The 24,028-nt window shown below is 41.5% G+C and carries 14 protein-coding genes; 4 read left to right on the forward strand and 10 right to left on the reverse strand.

What is annotated here, in order from left to right; all coding sequences use genetic code 11:
* Positions 1 to 18 precede the first annotated feature (18 nt).
* From FSB76_RS18090 to FSB76_RS18110, 5 genes are read right to left on the reverse strand one after another with little or no spacing between them, the layout of a single operon-like run.
* Positions 19 to 906 carry an ABC transporter ATP-binding protein gene (locus FSB76_RS18090; RefSeq protein WP_147055745.1) on the reverse strand — a complete coding sequence of 296 codons (888 nt, stop codon included), beginning with the start codon at positions 904 to 906 and terminating at the stop codon, positions 19 to 21.
* Between the two features lie 6 nt (positions 907 to 912).
* Positions 913 to 1,665, reverse strand: a complete 753-nt coding sequence (locus FSB76_RS18095) for a head GIN domain-containing protein (protein ID WP_147055747.1) — start codon at positions 1,663 to 1,665, stop codon at positions 913 to 915.
* Positions 1,662 to 2,054: a GntR family transcriptional regulator gene (locus FSB76_RS18100; protein ID WP_147055749.1), complete on the reverse strand. Its 393-nt coding sequence runs from the start codon at positions 2,052 to 2,054 to the stop codon at positions 1,662 to 1,664. The genes FSB76_RS18095 and FSB76_RS18100 overlap by 4 nt, the downstream gene beginning before the upstream one ends.
* A gap of 6 nt (positions 2,055 to 2,060) precedes the next feature.
* Positions 2,061 to 2,849: a hypothetical protein gene (locus FSB76_RS18105; protein ID WP_147055751.1), complete on the reverse strand. Its 789-nt coding sequence runs from the start codon at positions 2,847 to 2,849 to the stop codon at positions 2,061 to 2,063.
* The gene (locus FSB76_RS18110; protein ID WP_147055753.1) at positions 2,833 to 3,687 is read right to left on the reverse strand and encodes an ABC transporter ATP-binding protein; all 855 of its coding nucleotides are present in this window, start codon (positions 3,685 to 3,687) and stop codon (positions 2,833 to 2,835) included. The genes FSB76_RS18105 and FSB76_RS18110 overlap by 17 nt, the downstream gene beginning before the upstream one ends.
* A 184-nt stretch (positions 3,688 to 3,871) precedes the next feature.
* Between FSB76_RS18110 and FSB76_RS18115 the strand changes: the two genes are divergently transcribed.
* A complete protein-coding gene (locus FSB76_RS18115) occupies positions 3,872 to 6,022 on the forward strand; it encodes a glycoside hydrolase family 31 protein (RefSeq protein WP_158642925.1) in 2,151 nt (716 codons plus the stop codon).
* Positions 6,023 to 6,160: 138 nt separating this feature from the next.
* Here FSB76_RS18115 and FSB76_RS18120 read toward each other — a convergent pair whose 3' ends face one another.
* The 3 genes from FSB76_RS18120 to FSB76_RS18130 form a co-directional block, all read right to left on the reverse strand.
* Positions 6,161 to 7,249 (reverse strand): glycoside hydrolase family 43 protein, encoded by a 1,089-nt coding sequence (locus FSB76_RS18120; protein ID WP_147055756.1) that lies wholly within the window; start codon positions 7,247 to 7,249, stop codon positions 6,161 to 6,163.
* A gap of 125 nt (positions 7,250 to 7,374) precedes the next feature.
* Positions 7,375 to 9,198, reverse strand: a complete 1,824-nt coding sequence (locus FSB76_RS18125) for a glycoside hydrolase family 35 protein (RefSeq protein WP_147055759.1) — start codon at positions 9,196 to 9,198, stop codon at positions 7,375 to 7,377.
* A gap of 313 nt (positions 9,199 to 9,511) precedes the next feature.
* Positions 9,512 to 13,618 (reverse strand): hybrid sensor histidine kinase/response regulator transcription factor, encoded by a 4,107-nt coding sequence (locus FSB76_RS18130; protein WP_147055761.1) that lies wholly within the window; start codon positions 13,616 to 13,618, stop codon positions 9,512 to 9,514.
* Positions 13,619 to 14,493: 875 nt separating this feature from the next.
* Between FSB76_RS18130 and FSB76_RS18135 the strand changes: the two genes are divergently transcribed.
* Positions 14,494 to 15,963, forward strand: a complete 1,470-nt coding sequence (locus tag FSB76_RS18135) for an RICIN domain-containing protein (protein ID WP_147055762.1) — start codon at positions 14,494 to 14,496, stop codon at positions 15,961 to 15,963.
* Positions 15,964 to 16,467: 504 nt separating this feature from the next.
* Here the strand turns inward: FSB76_RS18135 and FSB76_RS18140 are convergent.
* On the reverse strand, positions 16,468 to 18,021 hold the full coding sequence (locus FSB76_RS18140) for a RagB/SusD family nutrient uptake outer membrane protein (RefSeq protein WP_147055765.1): 1,554 nt from the start codon (positions 18,019 to 18,021) through the stop codon (positions 16,468 to 16,470).
* A gap of 11 nt (positions 18,022 to 18,032) precedes the next feature.
* Entirely contained in the window at positions 18,033 to 21,176 is a 3,144-nt protein-coding gene (locus FSB76_RS18145; protein ID WP_147055767.1) for a SusC/RagA family TonB-linked outer membrane protein, read from the reverse strand.
* Positions 21,177 to 22,013: 837 nt separating this feature from the next.
* Here FSB76_RS18145 and FSB76_RS18150 point away from each other — a divergent pair.
* Both FSB76_RS18150 and FSB76_RS18155 read left to right on the forward strand, forming a co-directional pair.
* On the forward strand, positions 22,014 to 22,562 hold the full coding sequence (locus tag FSB76_RS18150; protein WP_147061022.1) for an RNA polymerase sigma factor: 549 nt from the start codon (positions 22,014 to 22,016) through the stop codon (positions 22,560 to 22,562).
* A gap of 197 nt (positions 22,563 to 22,759) precedes the next feature.
* Entirely contained in the window at positions 22,760 to 23,881 is a 1,122-nt protein-coding gene (locus FSB76_RS18155; protein WP_147055769.1) for a FecR family protein, read from the forward strand.
* Positions 23,882 to 24,028 lie beyond the last annotated feature (147 nt).

Genomic DNA, 24,028 nt, shown 5'->3' on the forward strand with positions numbered 1-24,028 from the left:
GTTTTGTTTTTAAGCGTGTTAAATAGTATTTACATCGACGCGGGTGGCAATATTGCTAAAGTATACATCCTCCAGGTTTGGGGTTGCGGCAATAAAGCCGTTGCCCGGTTCCACGTCCTGTATAATGCGGATGTGCAGCTGCCCCGTTTTTAACTGGGTAGAGATAACCGAAAAATCATCTTTGTAAAAATTAAGATCGGCCTTGTTGATGGCTTTGCTGTAAATTTTGCCTTCCAGCTCGTTTACGGCGGTATCGGGCTGGCCGGCATATAGTACTTCGCCCTGGCAAATAATAGCAAAGTTGGCGCAAAGCGTGCTCACGTCCTCTACAATATGGGTAGATAGTATCACTATCGTATTCTCGCCCAACTGGCTCAGCAGGTTGTAAAAGCGGTTGCGCTCGGCAGGGTCAAGGCCCGCGGTTGGTTCATCAACTATGATGAGTTTGGGGTTGCCTATCAGTGCCTGGGCGATACCAAAACGCTGTTTCATCCCGCCCGAGAAGGTGCCCAGGTGTTTTTTGCGGTCTTTAGATAGGTTCACATTCTCCAGCAGGCTGCCTACCAGTTCTTTACGCTCGGCAGCATTGCCAATGCCTTTAAGTTGCGCAATGTGGTCAAGCATACGCTCGGCCGATATTTTGGGGTACACGCCAAACTCCTGCGGCAGGTAGCCAAGCAGCTGCCTTACCTGGGTTTTGTTTTTAAGCACATCCAGGTCATCTAAAAAAATGCTGCCTTTATCGGCTTCCTGCAAGGTTGCAATGGTACGCATCAGCGATGACTTGCCGGCGCCGTTTGGGCCCAATAAACCAAACATGCCGTTATTTAAAGTGAGGGATACATCCTTTAATGCATGTACCCCGTTGGCGTAAGTTTTTGAAAGGGAATTGATTTGTAATTTCATAAGTTACTATTGTTTAAGGTGGATATAGGGTAGCAGGCTGTTTTTGGCAGCCCCGTTTATAATGAGCCGGGTACTATCGCCGGGGCGATAGTCCAGCTGGTTTATTTTAGCTTCGTTAAGGTTTAGGGTACTTTTGTTAAGCAACTGTAGTTTTGCCACATTAAAGCGGTTGTTTTTTAAAATGGTAATGTGCGAACCGCTGAAAGGGCTTAACCCAACGGTAGCATTTAACAAGCCTATATTGTTATTGGCCAATACAACCTGGCTGCCATAATCCTGGCTTATGACTAAGCTATCCTGCTTAAAGCCATTAATCATTATTTTACCATAATTCCAGTTGTCGTTTGTTGTAGTATCAATAACACGTTGTTTATTGATAACGATGAAGGCATTGGCGGTTACGCTTGAAAGGCTGGGGCAGGATATGATGATGCGGTAATTTTCATCATTGTAAAACCGGTTGGTATTGTATTGAATATTCATTTGCAGCAACCCGCCCTTTTGGGTAAACTGTACGTAATCAAGTATATTGGGATCGGCTTTTACACCAAAGGGGCCCTGTACTACCTCAACACTGGCTTTATGTGCTGCATTTATTTCCAGGGCATCAAAATCCTTATATGGCAGCGGGGTAAAGTGCGAATAATAGTTTTTGTACCGGCCGGTTAAAAATTCCTTTTTGAGCAGCAGGTCGTATCCCCCGATGCAGAGCACCAGGAACACTAAAGCGGCTATAAATATTTTTGTACTCGTTTTCATTTGTTTTCATCTGCTTTAGGCTGGCTTAAACCGGCCGTGTATTCCTTGTACATGTTCTCCAGATCCTTGATATCGATATCCAGCAGGTATATATTCCTGAAAAAATCGGGCAGTTGCTGCTGAATAAAACGCTGCTTGCGATAGGCCTTCACTTTTTGCGGTCCATCGGGCGCCACAAACAAGCCCAGCCCGCGTTTATTGATCACCACCTCCTGCGATTGCAAAAACTCGTACGACCGGATAACAGTATTAGGGTTCACCTCCAGTTCAACAGCCAGGTCGCGTGTAGAGGGGATCTTTTCTTCGGGTAGCCATTTGCCCAATAATATATTTTCGCTCACATAAGCTGCTATCTGCAGGTATATGGCATCCTTATCTTTAAATTCCATAATGCATTACACCTGTTTTTCCTTTAGGCGAAAGTAAGCAGCCGTCCATAAAATAAATGCCATAATGATGTATACCAATTGGCCCGTCCAAACAAAATCTTCGGGGTTTACGGCATAGTACTTCCCTTTTTCCATAAAACCTACTGATGTAAATGGCACCACCTGGATAATATCGCGGTGTATCATATATTGCATAGCGATGTTGTTAAGGGTGATGAGTATGGCTATCACGATAAAAAACAGCAGCGCGGTTTTTACAAAATGAAGTTTTTTGAAGTAGATAGCCCCCAAAAAAGCGATAGAATGAAACAGCGAGTACAAAATAAGGATGATGAATACCACATTGCCGCCAAAACCAACCACGCGGTAAAAAAGGCTGAATATTTCAAGCGGCGGACCGGGAAAATGTTTAGCATGTAATAAAAACAGCATTACCAGGTAAAAACATCCTGTTGATACCACCAAAAATACCACGAACGAGTATAGCCAGGCCACCAGGTATTTTTCAAAATGAGTGCTTGGCAGGGTTAATGCGCCCAGCGCTTTTTTATCGTCGCCAAGGTCGGCAAATATGGTACTGGTAAATATGGTGCCGGTGAATAGTATAACCCAGCCCAATAGCAAAAGCTGCAGTGGCAGTTCCATACGCACATCCATCAAAAACACCAGTAAACTCCCTCCCAGCAACAGTACGCAGGTAAGTACCGTTATTGACATCAGGTAGCTTTTATAATGCTCGGTTGTATGTTTGTAAAACAGCCGTCCAAAACGTTTCAGGTTAAATATCTGGTTCATTTGCTGTTGCTTTTAAGGTTTGTAAAACAGGGTGGTTGCCGGTAATAATGGCGTTAAACAGCAGCTCAAGATCTACTTTGCTATACTCGCCGGTAGTGTTTTGCATAATAACGTTTTTGCCGCGCTGGCCTTTTTCTTCGTACAGTACAGGCAAGCCTTCGGAATCGGGATAGCTGCCAAAGGTTATTTTTTCGGCCACTTCATCCATCGATTGGTTAACTACTATATCGCCTTGATGTAAAATGAGCAGGGTATCAATCAGGCTGTCCAGGTCGCGTACCTGGTGGGTGGATATCACGATGCACCTGTCTTCGGTTAATACCGAAGCTATCAGTTTGCGAAACTGCACTTTGGACGGAATATCTAATCCGTTGGTAGGCTCATCCATAATCATCAACCCTGTGTTGGTGGCAAGCCCGAAAGCAATCATCGCCTTTTTTTGCTGGCCGTAGCTTTGCTTATCCATCACAGCATCCATATCAACATCCAAAGCGGCCAGGTACCGGTAAAAATCGGCTTTGCTGAATCTGGGATAAAATACAGCGGTGCTTTTAACATATTGGGCAGGTGTAATATCGGGCACAAAAAGCTCTTCGGCCAAAAAGTAAACATCTTCCAAAACAGAAACCGGCCTGCCGAAAACATTTTTGTTGTTATAATAACAGGCGCCCTTTGCCGGGTAGGTAAGGCCTACCATATTTTTGAGCAGGGTTGATTTGCCAGCCCCGTTTTTACCAAGCAGGCCGTAGATATGGCCTTTGCTCAGGGAAAGGTTTAGCCCATTAAAAAGCGGCTTGTTTTTTTGGTACCCGAAATGCAGTTCTTTAATCTCTATCATAATAGGTGCTATAGTTAGATAGTGCACTACAAATGTACATAACTAAATTTGAGAAATACAAGCCCTTAACAAATAATTTTCGATAATATTTCCGGTGGAATATTTTCAACATATAGCATTAGCCCAACTTTTAATGCATCATTGTATTATTGAGAGATACGAAAGCTTGATTGTATATTTGTTTATGAAACTTACCACCCGATTTGCACTTCTGTTTGTACTTCTTCACAACATTTCCTTTTTTGCTATCGCACAACAATCTCCGCAGGTTGCAACGGTTGCACCTGGTGTAAAAAAACTCACATCGGGCCAGCCGGAAAAGTTTTCGCCTTACAGCTTTTGTGGTGAAAAACCGATGGTGGCAGAGATGAGCAGATTGCCTGAAGCCAAACTGCCCTTCAATGTTAACGACATTAAGATCAATGTTTCTGATCGCGGGGCGGTTATAGAGATACCTTTAGACAACGAAGAACAGCTGTATGGATTCGGCCTGCAAATGGGGTCTTTCAATCAAAAAGGCCTTCGGAAAAAGCCGATAGTAAATGATAACCCTTCACATGACCTGGGTTATAGCCACGCTCCCATGCCATTTTATGTATCGAACAAAGGTTATGGCATCCTGGTGAATACTTCGCATTACACTACATTTTACTGTGGCAGCACCGCTAAAAATACGGGTGCGGTTCATGTAAATGATGGCAAAAGCGGTAACTCTGTTGAAGAACTGTATAAAAATGATCGTCCTGCGTCGGGCTATGTGGCGGTAGATGTTCCGGGTGTACAGGGCGTTGAGGTTTATATATTTGAAGGCCCTGACTTGATTAATGTTTTACAGCGTTATAATTTATTTTCGGGAGGCGGGGCCTTGCCGGCTATGTGGGGCCTTGGCGTTAAATACCGTGTAAAGGCCGACTTTAACCAGCAACAGGTAGAAAAGATGGCTGATTATTTCAGAGCGAATGACATTCCCTGCGATGTGCTGGGCCTGGAACCGAAATGGCAAACAACCGCCTATTCCTGCTCATACGTGTGGAATAAGGATTTTTTTCCTGATCATGACAAGTTCATAGATACGATGAAAACTAAAGGGTTTCACATCAACTTGTGGGAACATGCGTTCGTAAATCCTAAATCGCCGCTTTATGTACCCCTTAAAAATAAATCGGGAGATTACCTGGTTTGGAACGGACTTGTTCCGGATTTTGTTGATCCTGCAGCCAGTAAATTATTTGCCGACTATCATAAGGATACCTTTGTGCTCAAAGGTATATCCGGTTTTAAAATGGATGAGTGTGATAACTCCAACCTCACCACGGGGAATGCTACCTGGAGCTTCCCGGAGCATAGTCGTTTTCCTTCAGGAATTAACGGCGAGCAGATGCACCAGGTTTTCGGTGTTGTATATCAAAAAACAGTTTATAATATTTATAAAGAACTTAACACCCGCACTTTTCTGGATGTGCGGTCCTCTAATGCATTTGCATCCTCTTATCCTGCGTCGCTTTATAGTGATACCTATAATCACCATGAATATATCCAGATGATCAGCAATTCCGGATTTTCAGGTTTGATCTGGTCGCCAGAGGTGAGGGAATCAAGGTCTGTTGCCGACCTGATGCGCCGCAGCCAAACGGCGGTACTTTCTGCTCAAACACTTTACAATTCCTGGTATCTGCAAAATCCGCCATGGCTGCAAATCAACAGAGATAAAAACAATAAAAACGAGTTTATGGAGAACGCGAAAGCTGTAGAAGCCGATGTGCGTAAGCTTCTGAATTTCAGGATGAGCCTGGTTCCTTATCTGTATAGCGCTTTTGCCGACTACCATACAAAGGGCATTCCGCCGTTCAGAGCCCTGGTTGTTGATTATCCAACTGACCCGAAGGTGTTCAATATAGATGATGAATATATGATTGGACAGGGAATTTTGGCCGCTCCGCTTACTGAAAATAGCGATGAGCGAAAGGTTTACCTTCCTGCAGGCAATTGGTACGATTTTAACACCCGTAAAAAATATCCGGGCAGACAGGAATATATCATAAAAACCAGTTATACCGACCTGCCGATATTTGTAAAAGAGGGCACTATATTGCCTTTGGCCAGACCCGTAGAATACATAAGCCCGGAAACCCGTTTTGAACTTACCTGCTATGTGTATGGCGATCAACCGAAACCTTTCTCCTTATTCGAAGATGATGGCGTTACCTTCGACTTTGAAAAAGGGAAATACAATACCCTTAGTTTGAGCTATCAGAATGGTAAGGGTGTGGTGAAAAAAACCGGTGCTTTTAAAGGCAGCAGGTATTATTTAAAAAGCTGGGAAGTGATCAGGTAAAGTTCCTGCCCGAAGTTTTAAACATCTCCCGTTGGGTATGTTCTGTATGATGCTTATTTGTAATGAATTAACAGTTGTTAAAAAAATAGACATTCCTTGGCGAATTTTAGTTTAAAAGCTTCGCGTTTGAACCTGGCACTAAGGACGCAGAACCTTTTTTTTAACTGTATCAGCTACCAACTCGTTTCGGACTATCCCACCCTCATTAACGGTTCGGAGAACAATATCCGCAGTAGTGTAACTACTAATAAGCTTTTTAATTTCCTTTAAGGTAACCGGCATAACAGTACCGTGCCGTGGTTTAAAATTCATGGTTACTTCTTTGTCTATAACCTTAAAGTTTTTTAAATCGGTCGATTTTGTAAACTGGTAACGGCCACTGGTATACATATCGTACATCAGGATAAATCCGCTGCCATCATTTAATTTAAAAGTGCCAGCCCCTTCAACCGGTAGCGTAGTTTGCTGAACGTATTGGTCACTTTGAAGCTCATATCCACTGGTTAAACTTTTGGAAACCGCAATCTTAATTCCCGGTACCCTATCTTCAGTTTTAAAGAACAAATAGTATTTATCATCGTTTTGTTCTATATCCCCATCTATGCAGGCCGCGTTATCCGGACTAAAGAATAGCTGTTTAGGCTCACCTTCAAAATCAGTAAAATTTTTATTGGCGTATATATAGTATATCTTATCCGGGTTACTGCCGTGCTTTAATGAAAAGTAAACCATATACTTTTTGGCAACATTGTCATATATGGTTTGAGGTGCCCATACCCGCAAAAGACTATCCTGATTTGGGAAACGTTTTTGAAAATTGATAGGGGATGAAGCCCAGTGGATGAGATCTTTTGATTTAAGTAACACCAGCCCGCGGTTAGCGTTCCATCCATTAGCAGAAACCATATCTGTTGCAACCATATAAAATGTTTTCCCGTCGGCACATCTCAGGATATGAGGGTCCCGAACGCCGCCGGTTTCGCTGATAACCGAACTATTTATAACCGGTTCATTATGGTTTAATGCAAGATAGTGATATCCATCCATGCTGATTGCGAACCGGATGGCCTCTTCACTTTTCTGATTGCCGGTAAAGTAGGCAAATAAGTAGCCTTTATATCCCTGGTTAAAATTGTGTTTGCTTTTTTGCCCCAAGGCTGCAAACTGACAATTGAGCGAGAAAAAAGCAATTAAAGCAATACTGATTTTAATTCTTATATGGTTCATGTTAAAATAAAAGGTCATCCTTTTTGCAAAAGCATTAGCCTGCAGTTAAAGTATATATGATTAGCCGCCCGACGATGTTGCCATCGGTAAGCATTTTTCAGAAGCGTTGCGAATAAAATGCCGGCTTATTGTAAACGATCTAAAATCGGTTTGTCCACCGCGGAAAGTTTTTGGCTTTGGGGTTTTAGCAGTTCAAAAACCAATACCTCATTTGTGCCGGTGTGCAACCATTCGCGTGGCACATATAGCGTTTGTTGAGGGCCGGTGCGCCAGTATCTGCCTAAGTTATGTCCGTTAATCCAAACCATGCCCTTACCCCAATCGCTCATGTCCAGGTAGGTATCGCCTAATGAGGCCAATGAAAAAACCCCCTTTTTCATAACTGGTGTGTTTGAACTTGCCAAACCAGGTTTAGGTTTGTAGCTCCCCGCAGTTTTTAATGGCAAAGGGAAGTTTTGCCAACCTGTTATTTCATTATTTTGAAAAAATACCTTGCCAACAATTCCCTTTTTATTCTGTAACAGGTATTTACCAAAATTGATACGACCCAGGTTTTCCACTAAAATATCCAATGTTACATTTCCAGCAGGCAAGCTCACACTAATACTATCTAACCCGGTACGGCGGTCAAGGTTTCCCACCGTTTCCCCATTGATCATCACTACTGCGAAATCTCTGAGGTTTTTAACCTTTAATATACCGGATTTTCCTCCTGTAATCGTGGTTCGGTATAACATAAAACCGTAATCAAGTTTCATATCCTCAAAGGTTAACGGATTTTGACTGTTCTTACTTTCAAGTTTTAAGTCGTCAAGTCCTGCCACATTATTAAGCTCAATTTGAGGTATTACGATGGTGGGCTTAACCGGTGGAACAGCAGGCAAATTAACGCCGGCGGGTAAATGTTTTTGAATTATGTTTCTAAAAGCCCAGAATTTGGGTGTTGCGTTTCCGGCTTCATCAAGTGGGGCATCGTAATCGTAGCTGCTTATTTGCGGTTCAAACGGGGATTTGTCATTATAATTGGCCCCATTCATAAATCCCCTTGTTGTTCCGCCATGAAACATGTACATATTTATCGAAATGCCGGCTGAAAGTACAGAGTCTAAGCGCCCGGTATACTGTTCTGCCGGCACCGTATGGTGTTTTGTGCCCCACCAGTCGAACCACGCCGGATACCACTCGGCAATATAATAAGGTCCTTTGCCATCGTGGTTTTGATTGATGAGATCCTTCACCTTCGCCGGGTTATCTAACCCATTTACCGCAGGCAGTAAACCTGGCAAATGTCCTTTCACCAGGTCAGCAGCCGGATCGCAGGTATATAACAGCCCGTCAAATCCAGCGTCTTTAAACATTTTTTGGTTAATGGCCAGGTAATCTTTGTCAGAGCCGTATGACCCGTACTCATTTTCAATTTGTACCATCAGGATGTTGCCGCCATGATTTACCTGGTAGCGTGACAATCGCTTTCCTAATTCCTTAATGTACTTGTCATATTCGTTTAAATATTGTGGATTCTTACTCCTTACAACCAGGCCTTCTTCATTTTCCAGCCAATACGGATAGCCGCCAAATTCCCACTCGGCACATACATAAGGGCTTGGGCGCAAAATTACCCACAAACCTTCTTCCTGGGCTATTTTAATAAATTCAACAATATCATTGTTGCCGGCAAAATCAAATTGCCCTTTTTGAGGCTCGTGCAGGTTCCAAAAAACATAGGTACCTATCGTGTTAAGTCCCATGGCCTTTGCCATTTTCATTCTATCGCGCCACGCCTCCCGTGGTATGCGTGGATAGTGTAATTCGCCCGAGATCATCTGGAAAGGCTTGCCATCTAACAGAAAGTCGTTATCGCCTAAAGTGAATTGATGTTTAGGTTGAGCTTTGACCAGGCCGCCCGTTAGCAAAATGGTTGCTGTCAAAAAAAGAATAAATGATCTCATTAAAAATAAATAAAGTATAATTGATTAGATAATTGGCACACTTTCTCAAATTGTATTAACGATGCGGTTAAACTTCACTAATACTTCAGGCCATTGGCTGATGCCGCTAAAATGGATTTAAAATCAATTAATAAAAAGGGGGCTAACCAGCAAAATTGAAGGGGCAAACCACTAAAAAAAGACCAGGGAAATTATTTTCGTAAAGGTTTCTGCCGGCTAAAAAAAATATCATTGCACAATACCCAATACATTGCCAACTGAAGATTTTTTTAAGATTTCAGATAGGGACAAAACCAAGTTGCTACTTACCAGTCTATTTTCTTTCGGCCACCTGGTTGACCATAGCGTTTTTGAAGTTTTTTCTGAATTTTTTAATGTATTCGGAGGGTTTTAAGTCGAACACTTTTTTAAACTGCTCACGAAAATATTTGATATCTTTTATTCCAACAGCATAAGCGGTTTCCAATATGTTTAAATCGCTATGTACAAATAGCTGGGCCGCTTTTCGCAACCTGATAGACCGTATAAAGCTATTTGCAGATTGCCCGGAAATCATTTTGATTTTTTTATAGATTCCGGAATAAGACATGTTTAATTCGGAGGCTAAGGATTGCAGGTTAAAATCCGGATCGGTGATATGATCCTCAACAATCCGGATGCAGGAATCCAGGAACCGTTTGTACTCTATCGAGATGCTGTGGGGGTTGGTGTTCAGGGTAATTTCATTATAAAAATATTGCTGAAGGGTATTCCTGCTCCTTAGCAGTCCATTCACCTTTGCTTTCAGGATATCTTTGTCAAAAGGTTTTCCGATATAATCATCAGCGCCACCTTCAATGCCTTTTAACTTTATCTCATTTGATGCACTGGCCGTTAAAAGAATTACCGGAACGTGTGAAGTTGCCATATTTCCTTTAATGGCCGCACAAACCTCTATGCCTGTAATACCCTGCATCATTACATCACATATAACAATATCCGGCCATTGTTCATTTATTATTTTTATGCCGTCTTCGCCGCCCGACGCAACAAGAACGTTGTATTCAAGTTTGAAAATCTGACGGAGGTATTCTCTCATATCCTCATGATCATCAATGATTAATAACGTTTTGAAGTCAGACAGTGATTGTTCTTCAACCGGGTCTGCTGCCAACACTATATCATTGGCGGTAGTTTCAGAATCAATCAACTCTTTCAAAAACTCGGAAGTAACTGCTGGTTGCTCTAAAATAACCGGGTCTTTAACGTGCGAACTACCTTTTTTAAAAGTGATGGTGAACGATGTACCCTTCCCAATCTGACTTTGGTATTCAACTGTTCCGGCCTGGCGTTCTACAAAGTTTTTGACAAGGTACAATCCAAGCCCAAATCCTCCGGTTGGTGTGCTGGTTAAATCGGATACCTGGTAAAAACGACTAAAAAGTTTATCACCCACTTCGGGTGGGATTCCACATCCATTGTCTTCGACAATTATTGACACCACTTGCTCAGTTTCTTCTATAGAGATGCGAATCTTCCCATGCTTCGCAGTAAACTTTATAGCATTCGAGAGGAGATTAAATAACACTATTTCTGTTTTTTCTCTATCTACATAAATATTCAGGCAATCGGCCGATGATATGAATTCAAGATGAATTTGTTTCCTTTTCGCCTCGTGTACAAAACATAAATAAACCTCCTTACATAAATCGACAATGTTAACATTGCTTATTTTAAGCTGATCGGATTCTGATTCGGCCTTTTTGAAAAGAAGCAACTGATCTACCAGGCCTAATAGCCGGCGCGCGTTTCTGTAAACAATGGTTAAACTGGAGGCATCCATAGCCTTCTTTTCGTTAAACAAGAGCTCCTTAACAGGGTTAATGATCAATGTTAATGGCGTCCTGAACTCATGAGAAATATTGGTAAAAAAAGCAAGTTTTCGTTCGCTTAGTTCCTTTTCTTTTTCGCTTTCATAATGTGCAATCTGAATTTCATATTTTAATTTGGACTGATGATCCCTGTATAACAGGTACAAATAAACCAACCCTGCAAAAAATATGGTGTAAATTGTATACGCCCACCAGGTTTGATACCATGGTGGAGAAATAATTATGATTAAGGATTTGGGCGTTCTGTTCCACACGCCGTCATTGTTACTTGCAATTACTTTAAATGTATAGGTTCCCGGATTAAGATTGGTGTAGGTAACCTTTCGCTGGCTGCCGTTAAAATTCCATTTCTCGTCAAAGCCTTCTAACTTATACCGGTAAACATTTTTCTCGGAATGGGTATAATTAAGTGAAACAAATTCAATTGAAAATACATTTTGGTCGTAATTAAGCGATGCCGTATCAGCCAAACTAACCGGCTTTTTCAATGGCGAATTGTTACCCGGTTTTACAGATTTATTAAAAACCTGAAAATCGGATAAGTAAATCGGGGGAACCTTATTATTAAGCTTGATTTTTGACGGTTCGAAAACAACTACACCAGAATTTCCGCCTAAATAAATCTGCCCATTTGCAGACTTGTAAATAAGCGAGTGGGAAAATACGCCGTCGCCTTCATCAAAATTGGTAACAGTTAATGTTTGGGGAGTAAATTTTGATATTCCCGTAGCCGAGTTAATCCAAAGATTTCCAAAGCTATCTTCAACAAGGTTATTGAAAACATTGCTTGCAAATCCGTCTTTGCTTGAGTAAACAATAAAAGCATCATTTTCCGGGACATACTTATTCAGGCCCGCGGCTGTGCAAATCCAAATATTCTTTTTACTATCCTCAAATATACAATGTACAATATTATTGCTGAGGCTACCGGCATTTTTGTCGTTATAAGCATAATGATGAAAAATACCCGTTTTTTGGTCAAAACGATCAACCCCATTTCCGTTCGTTCCAATCCACACATTGCCTTTTTTATCTTTTAAAAGATTATAAATGTGGTTGCTGGCAATTGAATTAGGGTTTTTATCATCGTTATAATAATGTTTGAATTGCTGTTTTTCTTCGTTGTATATCTTAAGCCCGGCATCTGTAGCGAGCCAGTATTCATGGGGCCTTACTTCAAGAATATCCCTGAAAACATCTTCATTAAAAAAATTGCTCAGGGCCGAATGATGAAAGTGGTGTATAAACCGGTTGTTCTTAACGTCAAACTTATCAAAGCCATTTTCGGTAGCGGCCCATAATACACCATCATTATCTAAATATATTTTGCCAACCTGGTTGCTGCTGATACTTGACGGATCATTTGTGTGATTAAATAGCTTTGTGGTTTTCTTTATTAAATCAAACTGATAAAGTCCGTTGTTTGTTGCCAGCCACAACATGTTGCCTTGTAGCAGCATGCTTTTTGCTTCGCGCGGTTTAATTGATAATGGAATGAAAAGGAATTTATATTGTGTAAAATCCACTTTTGTTAAGGCATCTTTACCGCACAGCCACATAATCCCGGTGTGATCATTGTAAACGTAGCCATCGGCTGTACTGTTAGCATCGCCAATTTTATGCCATTGGCCATTGCCCTTATTTATAAAGTAAAACCCGGCGTTGCTTCCGGCAACTAAGGTGGAGTCGTTAGCATTATCGATGCTAAAAACGCCTATATTAAGATTGTCATGACTTGGAAATGCGGTATATTGTTGAATTTTAGGATCAAAACAGAAAAGGCCGCTCCAATAGGTACCAACCCAAATACAATCTTTTTTTTGATCGTAGAAAAGGCTCCAGATATCATTAGGACTTTTTTTATGCAAAGGTTCAGGTTGCGGATAATTGGTAAAGCGTTTGCCAACCTTATCAAACTTGTTCAGCCCGCCATTCCAGTTGCCCAGCCAAAGATTTTTGTTATTATCTTCAACAATGGCGTTTACCGACTTTCCTTTTATCGAAAACTTGTTTTGTGAGTTAGGTTTATAGGTAATAAATGATCGGCTGCTTGCCGCAAATTGGTCAAAACCATCATCTGTTCCTATCCAGATAGTTCCTTCGCTATCGCATAAGATCGAAAAAATCTTGTTGTTACTTATTGATTGTTTGATGTTATCGCTATGATAAAACCGTTCAAATTTTTCGGTGTTGGCATCTAAAACATTTAAGCCGTCCATCGTCCCGACCCATATGTTGCCGTTTTTATCTTCGGCAAGCGCATTAATATAATTTGAACTTATACTTGTGGTGTTTCCCGGAATGTTCACTAGGTTTTCAAAGGAATAGCCATCAAACTTACAAAGGCCATTGTCGGTTCCTATCCACATGTAGCCGCGCCTGTCTTTAAGTGCTACGGTTACATTTTCGGATGGTAGCCCGTCGTGCGTATTATATGATTTTAAGGCAAAATTCTTGATGTCGTTGGTTGGAGAGGTAGGTAGGGTTTGTGCATTTAGGCCGGTTACACACAAAAAATTAATGATGAAGAACAAGACAGCTTTATACATAAATCCGTTTCACTTTTAATTAGATAAATACTATACCGGTTTATTGCCGGTATTTTGCGCCAGAACAAAATCAGCTTCACAACCTTGTTTAATAGGTCATTTAATATAAATATTGTATTTAGTACACTTATTATACATAAGCGGGCCCGACTCCGGCCAAGTGCAGAACACAGACCGTTGACATATTAAAAGCGCAGGTGTAAGGCCGAAGTGTTAAATCTTTATTTGATACACGTCTTTCCTTAGCGGTGATAAGATCAAATTTTATTTGACCAGGATTGAATGATCTATCGGTGCTTTTAAATTTATAGCCGAACCTTTCGTATAACGTGAAACATTAAGTTTATATGGCACTCAAATTTAAATAAATATTAATTGTATTTATAACAATAATTTAAACGCATATCATCTGAAAGGCGGTACCTTTTTCGCATTGATGAGGCAAAAAAGAATTAATGAAATGGAAATAAGTTGAGCTATTGCCTTAAAAATCAATTGAAATGACACTTTATCCCCGCAATATTGAGGCTTTGCCCCTTTTCAATACATCCTTTTAATGGGACATTTAGATTAAACCATATAAACACGGATTTCCTATTTCCATCATTACTTACAGCCCCTTTTGCCGGCTAACCAGATTGCTGACGGTAGCATCCGGCAGCGGTTGATGAATAGTTATTGGTTCGGGAAATCTGAATTTTTTAACACGTTTACCATGAAAATATTAAAACTGTTGCTGCATATTCATTTGGTTGTTTTGCGGTTGGCCGATGTTGTTACTTGTTTTGTGCCCACGCCGGGAAGATCTCCTCCATGTTTAAAAACAAAACCAATTGATTGTAAAGACTGATTATTTAACATTTAATATAAAACTTATGAGAAAAAAATTAACCACCCGGGTACTATGCTGCCTGTTAGCCGTTATTACGGGCTGTTCAAAAAACACCATTCAAAAGAACCCTGATATCTCGGGCTTATCTACTAAGAAAAGCCTTGCCCTTTCAACTACCAACACCAATGGCTTTCGTGGTATAAACTGGGCCGACCCTAACGGTAACGAGGGCGATGGAAGGGTTGTATTACCCAGCGGCATGACAACATCGCTCACCGCTACCCAGGCTGCTGCTTTAGCCACCAGTATTTCAAGCGCAGTTAAAATAAGCGGCGGTACCACCATCAGGATGCCCATAAACCCATGGACGGCTTCAAGTTCCACCTATTGGCCGGTGTACCAGGCTGCAATTAATGCAATTGTATCCAATGGTTGCAAGGTTATACTTTGCTACTGGCCTGTAGGCGTGCATCATGTACCTGATACTTCGCAATGGACCACCATGTGGACAACTGTAAATAATGTTTATAAAAACAACACATCTGTTTTGTATGAACCTATAAATGAACCTGTGGACTATTCAAGTACCGATTTAAATAATTTGTATGCCGGTTTCCTGACCACATTTAGCACTGCAGACGGGAAATGCATTCTGGATGGTACCGGTTACGCAGCTGATGTAACTGCGGTTGGCGCCGATTCAAGATTGGCTAATCAATACCTGGGCCTGCACTGCTACTGGTGGTTCTGGGGCTCCTATAATGTTTGGTCAAGCTACTACAATATCATGTCGGCCAGAACAGGTTCCTATGCCTCACGCACTGTAGTAACAGAAGTTGGTATAGAAACATTCAGGAATATGAGTTTCTGGTGGCAATGGGATACCGGTGTATATGTTGATCAGGCATTTTTAACCGGGGCGCTTGCTTATGCCAAAGATAATTCAATGGGAACAATAGCATGGTCGGGCGTTAATGATATAGATACCTACCGGTGGTACCAGGCTAATAACAACCTTGTTGAAGTTAGCCCCGGCACAGCAAATATGTTCAGGTGGTCATGGAAGCTTACTGCATCGCCTGTATGGTTGGGCCCTATTGCAGATGGCCGGTACAAACTACAAAATCGGGCATCGGGCCTGATGCTTGATAATTTAGGCAGTACAACCGATGGTGCTACCGTAGCACAATGGGCATCAGGAACAAGTGCCAACCAGAAATGGAATATCAGCTATACCGCCGGTTATTATACGTTAAGCTGCGTAACCGGTAAAGAATGCCTGGATACCGGGGGTAATACCGCCGATGGATCGTCAGTTGAACAATATACAGTAGGCACCAGTAATAACCAGCGCTGGTCAATAGTTTCGGCCGGAGGCGGTTACTATAAGATAGTTAACCTGGCTACAGGCAAATGCCTTGATACAGGAGGTTTAACTGCCAATGGCTCTGTTATGCAACAGTGGACGAGCGGCACAAGCTATAACCAGCAATGGACGCTTATAGCTCAGTAAAAACATTATAAATTAAGATAAGAAACACTACATCTGGGAGGCTGCCTTAAAAGGGCAGCCTTTTTTATTTTACGATTTGTTCCTGATAGTAACTGGTAACTGAAAATTCGCAAAGCAGTGTATTCATCAATATAAAAGAATTGAAATTAAAATCGGGCAGATTGCTTTAACTCATCGTTTCCACAAAAGGGCATCTTAATCTTAAGTAACGCTTATAAAGCCGGCAAAAGAAATTAAAAGCTGCATCATAGGGAATGCAGCACTTACGCAAAGCAACCTAAATACAGGAAAAACATACATCTTTTGCGGCATCATGGGAGTAAGTGCTTTGCTGCAATACTGCTGATATTATGGCAGCTGCGAAATTTCAAAAACGTGTACAAAGCAGATATATCGTATTTAAAAATAAAACCCCCGATATGCCGCTATGCGCGGTTCTATCGGGGGTTAAATCGCTAAGGCGATAGTAAATTATATCATTTAATGATGTAATACCACAACGCCTTAATATCCCGGGTTGTTGGGCAACAATTTTTTGTTAATGTCAATATCAGCCTGGGGCACCGGCCATAACCATGCTTTGGTAGCATCAAATGTCCGGGTATCTAACTTAACCTGACTAAATTTCCAGGTAGATGCGCTTGCCGGATTGCTCAACAACGATTTGTCATAGCCATAAACATCATGAACCAGGGACTGATCTTTCCAGCGTAACATATCTGCATACCTTGTGCCTTCCATAAAGAATTCAACCCTGCGTTCATGGCGCAAAATTGCTCGCAATTGTGACTGGCTTAAGCCTGTTCCTTCTACATCTTCAACCTTTGGCATGCTTACTCTGGCCCGTACCTTGTCTATAAGTGTATAGATTTCCGTTGCGGTGCTTCCGGATTCAATCAGGGCTTCGGCACGTATCAGCAATACGTCGGCATAACGCATCAGTATAGTATTGAGAGAACAATTATTGGGGTCTGCAATACCTATTGCTGCGTATTTACGGGGGCGTGCTCCGGATGGAACCACATCATTAGCAGGTATGTAGGTTGTTGTGCCCCACAAAGAGCCCGGCAACACTACCGAGGCCGCCAATCTTGGATCGCGATTGACATATGGGTTTTGAGCATTGTATCCCGAAGCTGAATTAGTAATAGGCAATCCGTTAGTCATGTAATACGAATCTATCAAATCGGCAGTAACGTTTGGTGTTGGCCAAACGCTTAATGATAGTGCAGATGATGGCCATGGTTGTGGCTGGGTAGTTGGTATATACTGGATATCAAAAATTACCTCGCTGTTATTTTCATGCGATTCATCAAACATCAAACCATAATTAGGATATAAACTATACGCATTCAGATTAATCACATCTTGTGCAGCCTGTGCAGCATCGGCCCACTTTTCATTATACAAAAGTACTTTTGCTTTGTAAGCCAATGCGGCTCCTTTTGTTACCCGGCCAACATCAGAACCCGAGTAAGAGGCAGGTAGTGCCGTTGCGGCGTCTGTAAAATCAGTTATGATCTGGGTTAGCACGGTGGCTTTAGCGGTCCTTGAAACATATGCTTCCGAGAGCGATTGAACTTTGGTAATTAAAGGTACATCACCAAAATAGTTAATCAGATCGGCATATGCATAACCACGTAAAAACTTCGCTTCTGCCGACATCTGGCTTTTTACAGCAGCATCAACGTTAGCGGAGGCAACATCCTGCAAAAACTCGTTGGCCCTGGAAATAATAGTGTAGTCCTGGGTCCACTTAGCATACGGAGCCCAGCTGTTAGATGTGGTTTGCCATGCCCCTACTTCCTTTGAACCCTGCCAGGCATCCTGGCAATAGGCGTTATCCGATTCAAATTCAAACTGGAAAAAATGGCCGGGAGTAGCGTTTGGCGGTAATGCATTGTAAATACCGACAAGAGCCATTTTTACCTGGGTTTCATTTTGAAAAAATGTTGACGGAGATAACTGGGCTTTAGGCGTCTTATCCAGAAGGTTTTTCTGGCAGCCGGCAAGATTAATAACAGATACTAATAATGCGATTTTATATATAGTCTTCATGATTTTATCCTTTAGAAATTAACATTTATACCTGCGGTCATTATCCGCACCTGCGGATATGCTTCAGCTCTTGTTTGATCGGAGGTCTGTTCCGGGTCAAATCCTTTGAATTTGGTGAATGTGAAAGCGTTTTGCACATTAGCATATATCCTAAGCGAGCTTAAACCGATCTTTTTAATGGCAGCCGGGCTTAAAGTATATCCTAATTCGATATTTTTAATCCTCAGATAGGATGCATTTTCTACGTAGAAAGAAGAGTGGATATTATTTCTTACGCCATCCAATGTAACGCGGGGATAGGTATTAGATGGATTTTGCGGCGTCCACCTGTTTAACCACCATGTACCAACGTTTGCAAAGCCGCTAAAAGGCGAAGCTATTTCATAGTAGGTATAACCCTGCATGCCTTGTACGCCTTGTAAAAATACGCCAAGGTCAAGGCCTTTCCAGGCTACATTGAAGTTAAAGGCATAGGTTATATCAGGAAACTGCTTGCCAATAATTTTACGATCATGATTTTGGTCTACTATGCCGTCACCGTTCAGGTCGGCATATTTAATATCGCCGGGCTGTGCACTGTAATCGCTTACTTTAACAACACCTGGTTTAAGTGTATAGGTGCGGTTTGCATAAGGAATGGATGCATCGCTGTTGTTTTGCCATGTAAAGTCCGAGATCTGGTAAATGCCGGTCATCTGGTAACCGTAGAATGAGTTTATAGCAGAGCCAACAACAATAGCTTTGGGAGAGGTATACTGCTGAGGTACGTCCATGCTGATAATTTTGTTGACGATGTGGGAAACATTTAAGGAAGTCCTCAACTTAATACCATTGTCAAACGTGGTTTTATAAGATATGCCCAATTCAAAACCCTTGTTTTGCACTTCGCCTGCATTTGCCCATGGGGCGGCCTGAGCCATGGTTAACGGAATCGGTTGAACCAGGCCCAGGTTTTTGGTTCTTTTATCAAAATAATCTGCTGTAAGTTCAATGTTATTATGAAGAGAGATGTCAATCCCTAAATCCAGTTGCTGGGATGTTTCCCAGGTCAGGTATTTGTTGGTCATTTGTGTAATGGCAACACCGGAGTACAGCGTTCCGCCGAACGAATAATTCTGGCCCGAGCTTAGGACATCGCTGCCATTATAGTATTTACCAATATTCTGATTGCCTAAACGCCCCCAGGATGCACGAATTTTTGCAAAATCCAGCCAGTTCAGATTTTTCATAAAATTTTCCTTTGATATAATCCAGGCGGCCGAGAATGATGGAAATGAGCCCCATTTTATACCATTTGAAAACCTGGAAGAACCATCCCTCCGGATATTGGCTTCAAATAAATATTTGTCGTCAAATGCATAGTTGAACCGGCCAAAAAATGAGCGAAGGCCAAGGTCGTAGCTGTCGGAGTTATTGGTCTGCGTGGCTGCATCGCCAAGATTCAATACACGCTGCGTATTGTTCACAAAATTTGCGCGATAGCCACTTTGCCAATCATAGGTAAAATCCTCTTCACTATAACCGCCCAATAAGTTGAATGAATGCCGGTTAAATGTTTTATTATATTTTAATAAGCCATTAAGCAGCGAGTGACCATCAATTTCGTCGGTCACATTCAGGTTTGAAGCCAGTTGTGTAGTTGTTCCGTTTTGATTTTGCAGCGATACATTGGCATGAAAAGCGTTTGTATTTGTGTAAATGGCACTATAGGCGTAAGTAAGCTGTGCGCTTAAACCGGGAAGGATTTTATATTCTGCTTCTGCCTGTCCGTTAAAGTTGTAACGTTTTTGCAGGCTTGTGCTGCCTTCTTTAATTTCTCCGTAGTAGTTACGTTCTCCGTTAACAGAAACCCAGTTTCCGTTTGCATCTTTAAGGGGGTGTATTGGAGCGAGGGTAGAATACCATTCGGCATTCCAAAGGTCGGTAGGTTGCCCCGTTACTCCTAAATTACCCGAAATATTACCGGAAACACGAAGCCTTTTATCTTTTAAGTGGTAGGTGTCAAGGTTCAAACGGAAGTCTGTTTTTTTGTAATTGGTGGCCACCAGGATTCCATCCTGATTCAAATGGCCCAGCATAAATGCATAATTAACGTTGTCATTACCGCCCGTTGCGCTTACACGATGATTTTGCATATAGGCATTTCCATAATACACCTTGAAATAATTAATATCGGGGTATAACGGGTTGTTGTGGGCCGCGTATTTTTGAATAATCGAATCCGGATACGCAGGTGCCGATCCGGTATTTACCGCGGCTTCGTTGTAAAGTGTGGTATATTGAACCGAGTTTAATACATTGGGTAGCCTGGTTGGGCTTTGGATACCTGCATATGCGCTATAGTTAACATGTATTTTACCTGCCGATCCCCGCTTGGTAGTAATTAAAATAACGCCGTTTGCCGCCCGGCTTCCGTAGATGGCCGATGATGCAGCATCTTTCAACACCGAAATGGATTGAACATCGTTGGGGTTTACATCGCCTATGCTTCCGGGAAAACCATCAACTAACACCAGTGGCGAATTATCTCCAAAAGTGCCTACCCCCCGAATGTCTATAACTGTGTTATCATCGCCGGGTTTACCTGAACTTTGCAGCGCAAAAACACCAGAAACAGTACCTTGTAAGGCCTGGCCGGTGTTTGTTAATGGCCTGCTTTCTAAATCCTTTGTGTTTACAACGCCTACTGAGCCTGTCAGGTTTTCTTTCTTCTGCGTTCCGTAACCTACCACCACTACATCGTTCAGTGTTTTCATTGAAGGTTGAAGCTTTATTGCAATGTCAGTTTTTCCACTTACTGCAATTTCAACTTTCTCGTAAGAGATATAAGTTACAACCAGTACTGCATTTTCGGGTACATTCAAAAGTTGAAAGCTTCCTTTTAAGTCACTCAGGGTACCTTTGTTGGTTCCCTTTATACTGATAGAAACACCAACCAGCGGCTGGCCATCAATAGCGTCTACCACGGATCCTTTTACAGTAATCGCAGCTTTATTCGAAGCTATTTTCGCTATTATAGGGTTATTGTTGTGTGTTATTAAATTAGGGGTTAAGGCATTTGCACCAATTGGCAATATAAATAATGCCAAAGTTTTAAACGTAGTGCGGCCCCCCCTGGAATACAAATAATTTGGAAAAAGTAATTTTCGTTTCATAATTGGGTTATTAAAATTTAAGTTGGTTGGTTCAGTGGGCAAGTACAAGTTATATGTTAATGCTGCTGGCGATAGCGCATAGACAAACGTAATATTGGCATCCTAACACAGCCTCCGGAGTTAACAATAACAAGCAATTGCCAGGGCCAGGAATTTATCCCGGCATTTTCGTCGAAATGTTTTTAATAAGATGCCGGCGGCTTCTCTTTTTTGAAAGCATACGCGGTTCTTGGAATTTTCCTCATGATGGTGTTTAATTAAATAGAGTAATTGGTTAATATGAAGCCGTCATTTTTAGACGAGTATTCAAGAGGGCAAAGTCTTTGAAAAACGCTAAAAACAAAAGGGGCTAACCTGCAAAAAAGAAGGGGCAAAAAGGGAGTTTTAGATTGAAAGAACGCTTCCCGAAGGTTTCGCCATGAAAATTTGTCCAAAGAATGGGGTGTATTCCATTTCCAGCTTTCTGTGATCTTTTAAGGTTTATTGAAGTAACGATCTTATGTTTCTTCATTGGTAAATTTCATACCAACATTGTTACGCCAGAAACAATCATTTTAAACTTGTGATGGATTTGGGCGAACGATTTTGATAAAAAATATTGATGGGGTAATAAACCGCAATAGCCTTATTAAATTGATTAAAATACGTTCTGTTATGGAACATTGGCCTGCTATTGGTCAGGGATTTAAATACAGACACCTAAATGGCGATTCTTCATTGAAATCCTATTTATTTTAATTATTTTTGAATTTACCGCCCGATTTATTACTAAATTGATAGTGTAAGTATATTTTGAGATTAAGCCATACCGTTGATGATAAGGGCCTTTTGCAAAAAATGATTGCAGGAGATGAATTGGCATTTGCCCGCTTATTTGGAAAGTACAAGGGGCTGATTTACCATTTTGTAATGAAGTATGTTCACTCGCCATTGCTGGCAGAAGACCTAACCCAAGAGATATTCATTAAATTATGGGAAAACAAAAGTAATCTGTCCGGTGTCACATCCTTCAAAAGTTATTTATTTACAACTGCCAAAAACCACACGCTAAATTGTATGAAGGCGGCTTTTCGTTCCGAAGCTGCACTGGGCCTGGTTGTAAATAGCTTTAATGCGGCAAGAAATAGTACCGAAGATGAATTGATACACCAGGAATATCTTGCATTTTTAAGGCGGGTATTAGAAAGCCTGCCGCCAAGAACAAGGGAAATTTTTTATATGTGCCGTGAACAGGAAAAAACTTACGACGAAGTGGCGCAGGAACTGGGAATTTCGAGGAATGCGGTCAAAAATCATATGGTGGCCTCCATGAAGGCGCTGAGTTTTTCCTTAAAAAAAGAACTTGGTATTTCTTTGACTGTTTTTTTTGCAATAGTATCCCGTTAATTGAACCTTGGTTTCAACTGACTTTGCCAATTGTTCCGGTTTTTGGCAGGTAATCCTTACAAAATACCCGATTTTTCTGTCGTGGCGTAGTCATTTGGCCATCCTTCTCGTCAATATTAACTTTTTTTTAAATTTTTATAAAATCAAGCTACCCTACAGGTGGCTTTTTGTTGTCTTAGGCATAGAAATCTGTTTTTATGGATAAAGATTATTACAAAGAGCTTGTAAAACGATACCTGGAGAAAAAGTCGACCGAGGAAGAACTGGAGGTTTTTTTCCACCTGGCCGAAAAAGGGGAACTCGATGAATACCTTTCGGATTCGATGGACGAAGAATTGGGATCACCGGGAGAAGAGGAGGAGGGTAGTCATGTTAAAAAATTAGCTCCTGCAAAATTGTGGATGCCTATAGCTGCATCAGTATTGATTTTATTGTCGCTCGGTTTTTATCTCCTTTTAAAGAAGCCGGATGTTAAGCAAAGCGGCGTTCATATTGCAAACGTTCTTCCAGGCGGTAATAAGGCTTTTCTGACACTTGCAAATGGCAACAAAATTGTTTTAAATAATGCCAAAAACGGAAGTATTGCAACCCAGGGTAACGTAACGGTACTTAAAGTGGCCGACGGCCAGTTAAGCTATGCTGCAAAGGGAAAAGGCCAGGCGGCAGAAGGCTTCAACACCATAACAACCCCTAAGGGGGGCCAATACCAGCTCATTCTGGAAGATGGTACCAAAGTTTGGCTAAACGCAATGTCCTCCCTTCGTTTTCCCACTGTATTTAAAGGGGTAGAACGACAGGTAGAGCTAACGGGCGAGGCTTACTTTGAAGTGGCCAAAAACAAGGCCATGCCATTTATAGTTAAATCGGGTTTTCAGGCCGTGAGGGTACTTGGTACCCATTTTGATATAAATGCTTACGCTGACGAGAACAGTATTAAAACAACCCTGCTTGAAGGCTCTGTTGAAGTTAGTAACCAATATGCTAAAACCATAATCGCGCCGGGGCAGCAAAGCATATCCGAAGATCGGGGTGGTTTGCTGAAAAAAGAGGTTGATACTGAAAAAGAAGTAGCCTGGAAAAATGGCATTTTTTCTTTTGACGGCGATGATCTTAAAACAATTATGCGCCAGGTGTCGCGCTGGTACAATGTAGATGTAAGCTACTCAGGAACCATCTCTGATGAGAAATTTCATGGCGAAATTTCCAGGTTCAGCAATTTAAGTGATGTGTTAAAAATCCTGGAGCTTTACCAGGTTCATTTTGAACAAAAAGATAACAACCTTATCGTATCCTATAACCCACATTCAACTAATGATTAAACTAAACCCTAAAACGAAAAATCGCCTATGATAAAATAATACTAAAAACCTCCGCAAAAGAAAAGCCGAAAGACGCTAATCTCCCGGCTATCAAAAAGGCAAGCAGTAAACTTTGACCGGTGTCCTGCTTAATTATCACCTATTTCT

Origin of the sequence: Mucilaginibacter ginsenosidivorax (assembly GCF_007971525.1) — a bacterium.
Lineage (GTDB): Bacteria > Bacteroidota > Bacteroidia > Sphingobacteriales > Sphingobacteriaceae > Mucilaginibacter > Mucilaginibacter ginsenosidivorax.

Excerpts from the sequence above, each read along its gene's own strand:
- FSB76_RS18135 (WP_147055762.1), top strand. The coding sequence starts at position 14,494 with ATGAGAAAAAAATTAACCACCCGGGTACTATGCTGCCTGTTAGCCGTT.
- FSB76_RS18110 (WP_147055753.1), bottom strand. The coding sequence starts at position 3,687 with ATGATAGAGATTAAAGAACTGCATTTCGGGTACCAAAAAAACAAGCCG.
- FSB76_RS18145 (WP_147055767.1), bottom strand. The coding sequence starts at position 21,176 with ATGAAACGAAAATTACTTTTTCCAAATTATTTGTATTCCAGGGGGGGC.
- FSB76_RS18100 (WP_147055749.1), bottom strand. The coding sequence starts at position 2,054 with ATGGAATTTAAAGATAAGGATGCCATATACCTGCAGATAGCAGCTTAT.
- FSB76_RS18125 (WP_147055759.1), bottom strand. The coding sequence starts at position 9,198 with ATGAGATCATTTATTCTTTTTTTGACAGCAACCATTTTGCTAACGGGC.
- FSB76_RS18130 (WP_147055761.1), bottom strand. The coding sequence starts at position 13,618 with ATGTATAAAGCTGTCTTGTTCTTCATCATTAATTTTTTGTGTGTAACC.
- FSB76_RS18120 (WP_147055756.1), bottom strand. The coding sequence starts at position 7,249 with ATGAACCATATAAGAATTAAAATCAGTATTGCTTTAATTGCTTTTTTC.
- FSB76_RS18105 (WP_147055751.1), bottom strand. The coding sequence starts at position 2,849 with ATGAACCAGATATTTAACCTGAAACGTTTTGGACGGCTGTTTTACAAA.
- FSB76_RS18090 (WP_147055745.1), bottom strand. The coding sequence starts at position 906 with ATGAAATTACAAATCAATTCCCTTTCAAAAACTTACGCCAACGGGGTA.
- FSB76_RS18155 (WP_147055769.1), top strand. The coding sequence starts at position 22,760 with ATGGATAAAGATTATTACAAAGAGCTTGTAAAACGATACCTGGAGAAA.
- FSB76_RS18115 (WP_158642925.1), top strand. The coding sequence starts at position 3,872 with ATGAAACTTACCACCCGATTTGCACTTCTGTTTGTACTTCTTCACAAC.
- FSB76_RS18150 (WP_147061022.1), top strand. The coding sequence starts at position 22,014 with ATGATTGCAGGAGATGAATTGGCATTTGCCCGCTTATTTGGAAAGTAC.
- FSB76_RS18140 (WP_147055765.1), bottom strand. The coding sequence starts at position 18,021 with ATGAAGACTATATATAAAATCGCATTATTAGTATCTGTTATTAATCTT.
- FSB76_RS18095 (WP_147055747.1), bottom strand. The coding sequence starts at position 1,665 with ATGAAAACGAGTACAAAAATATTTATAGCCGCTTTAGTGTTCCTGGTG.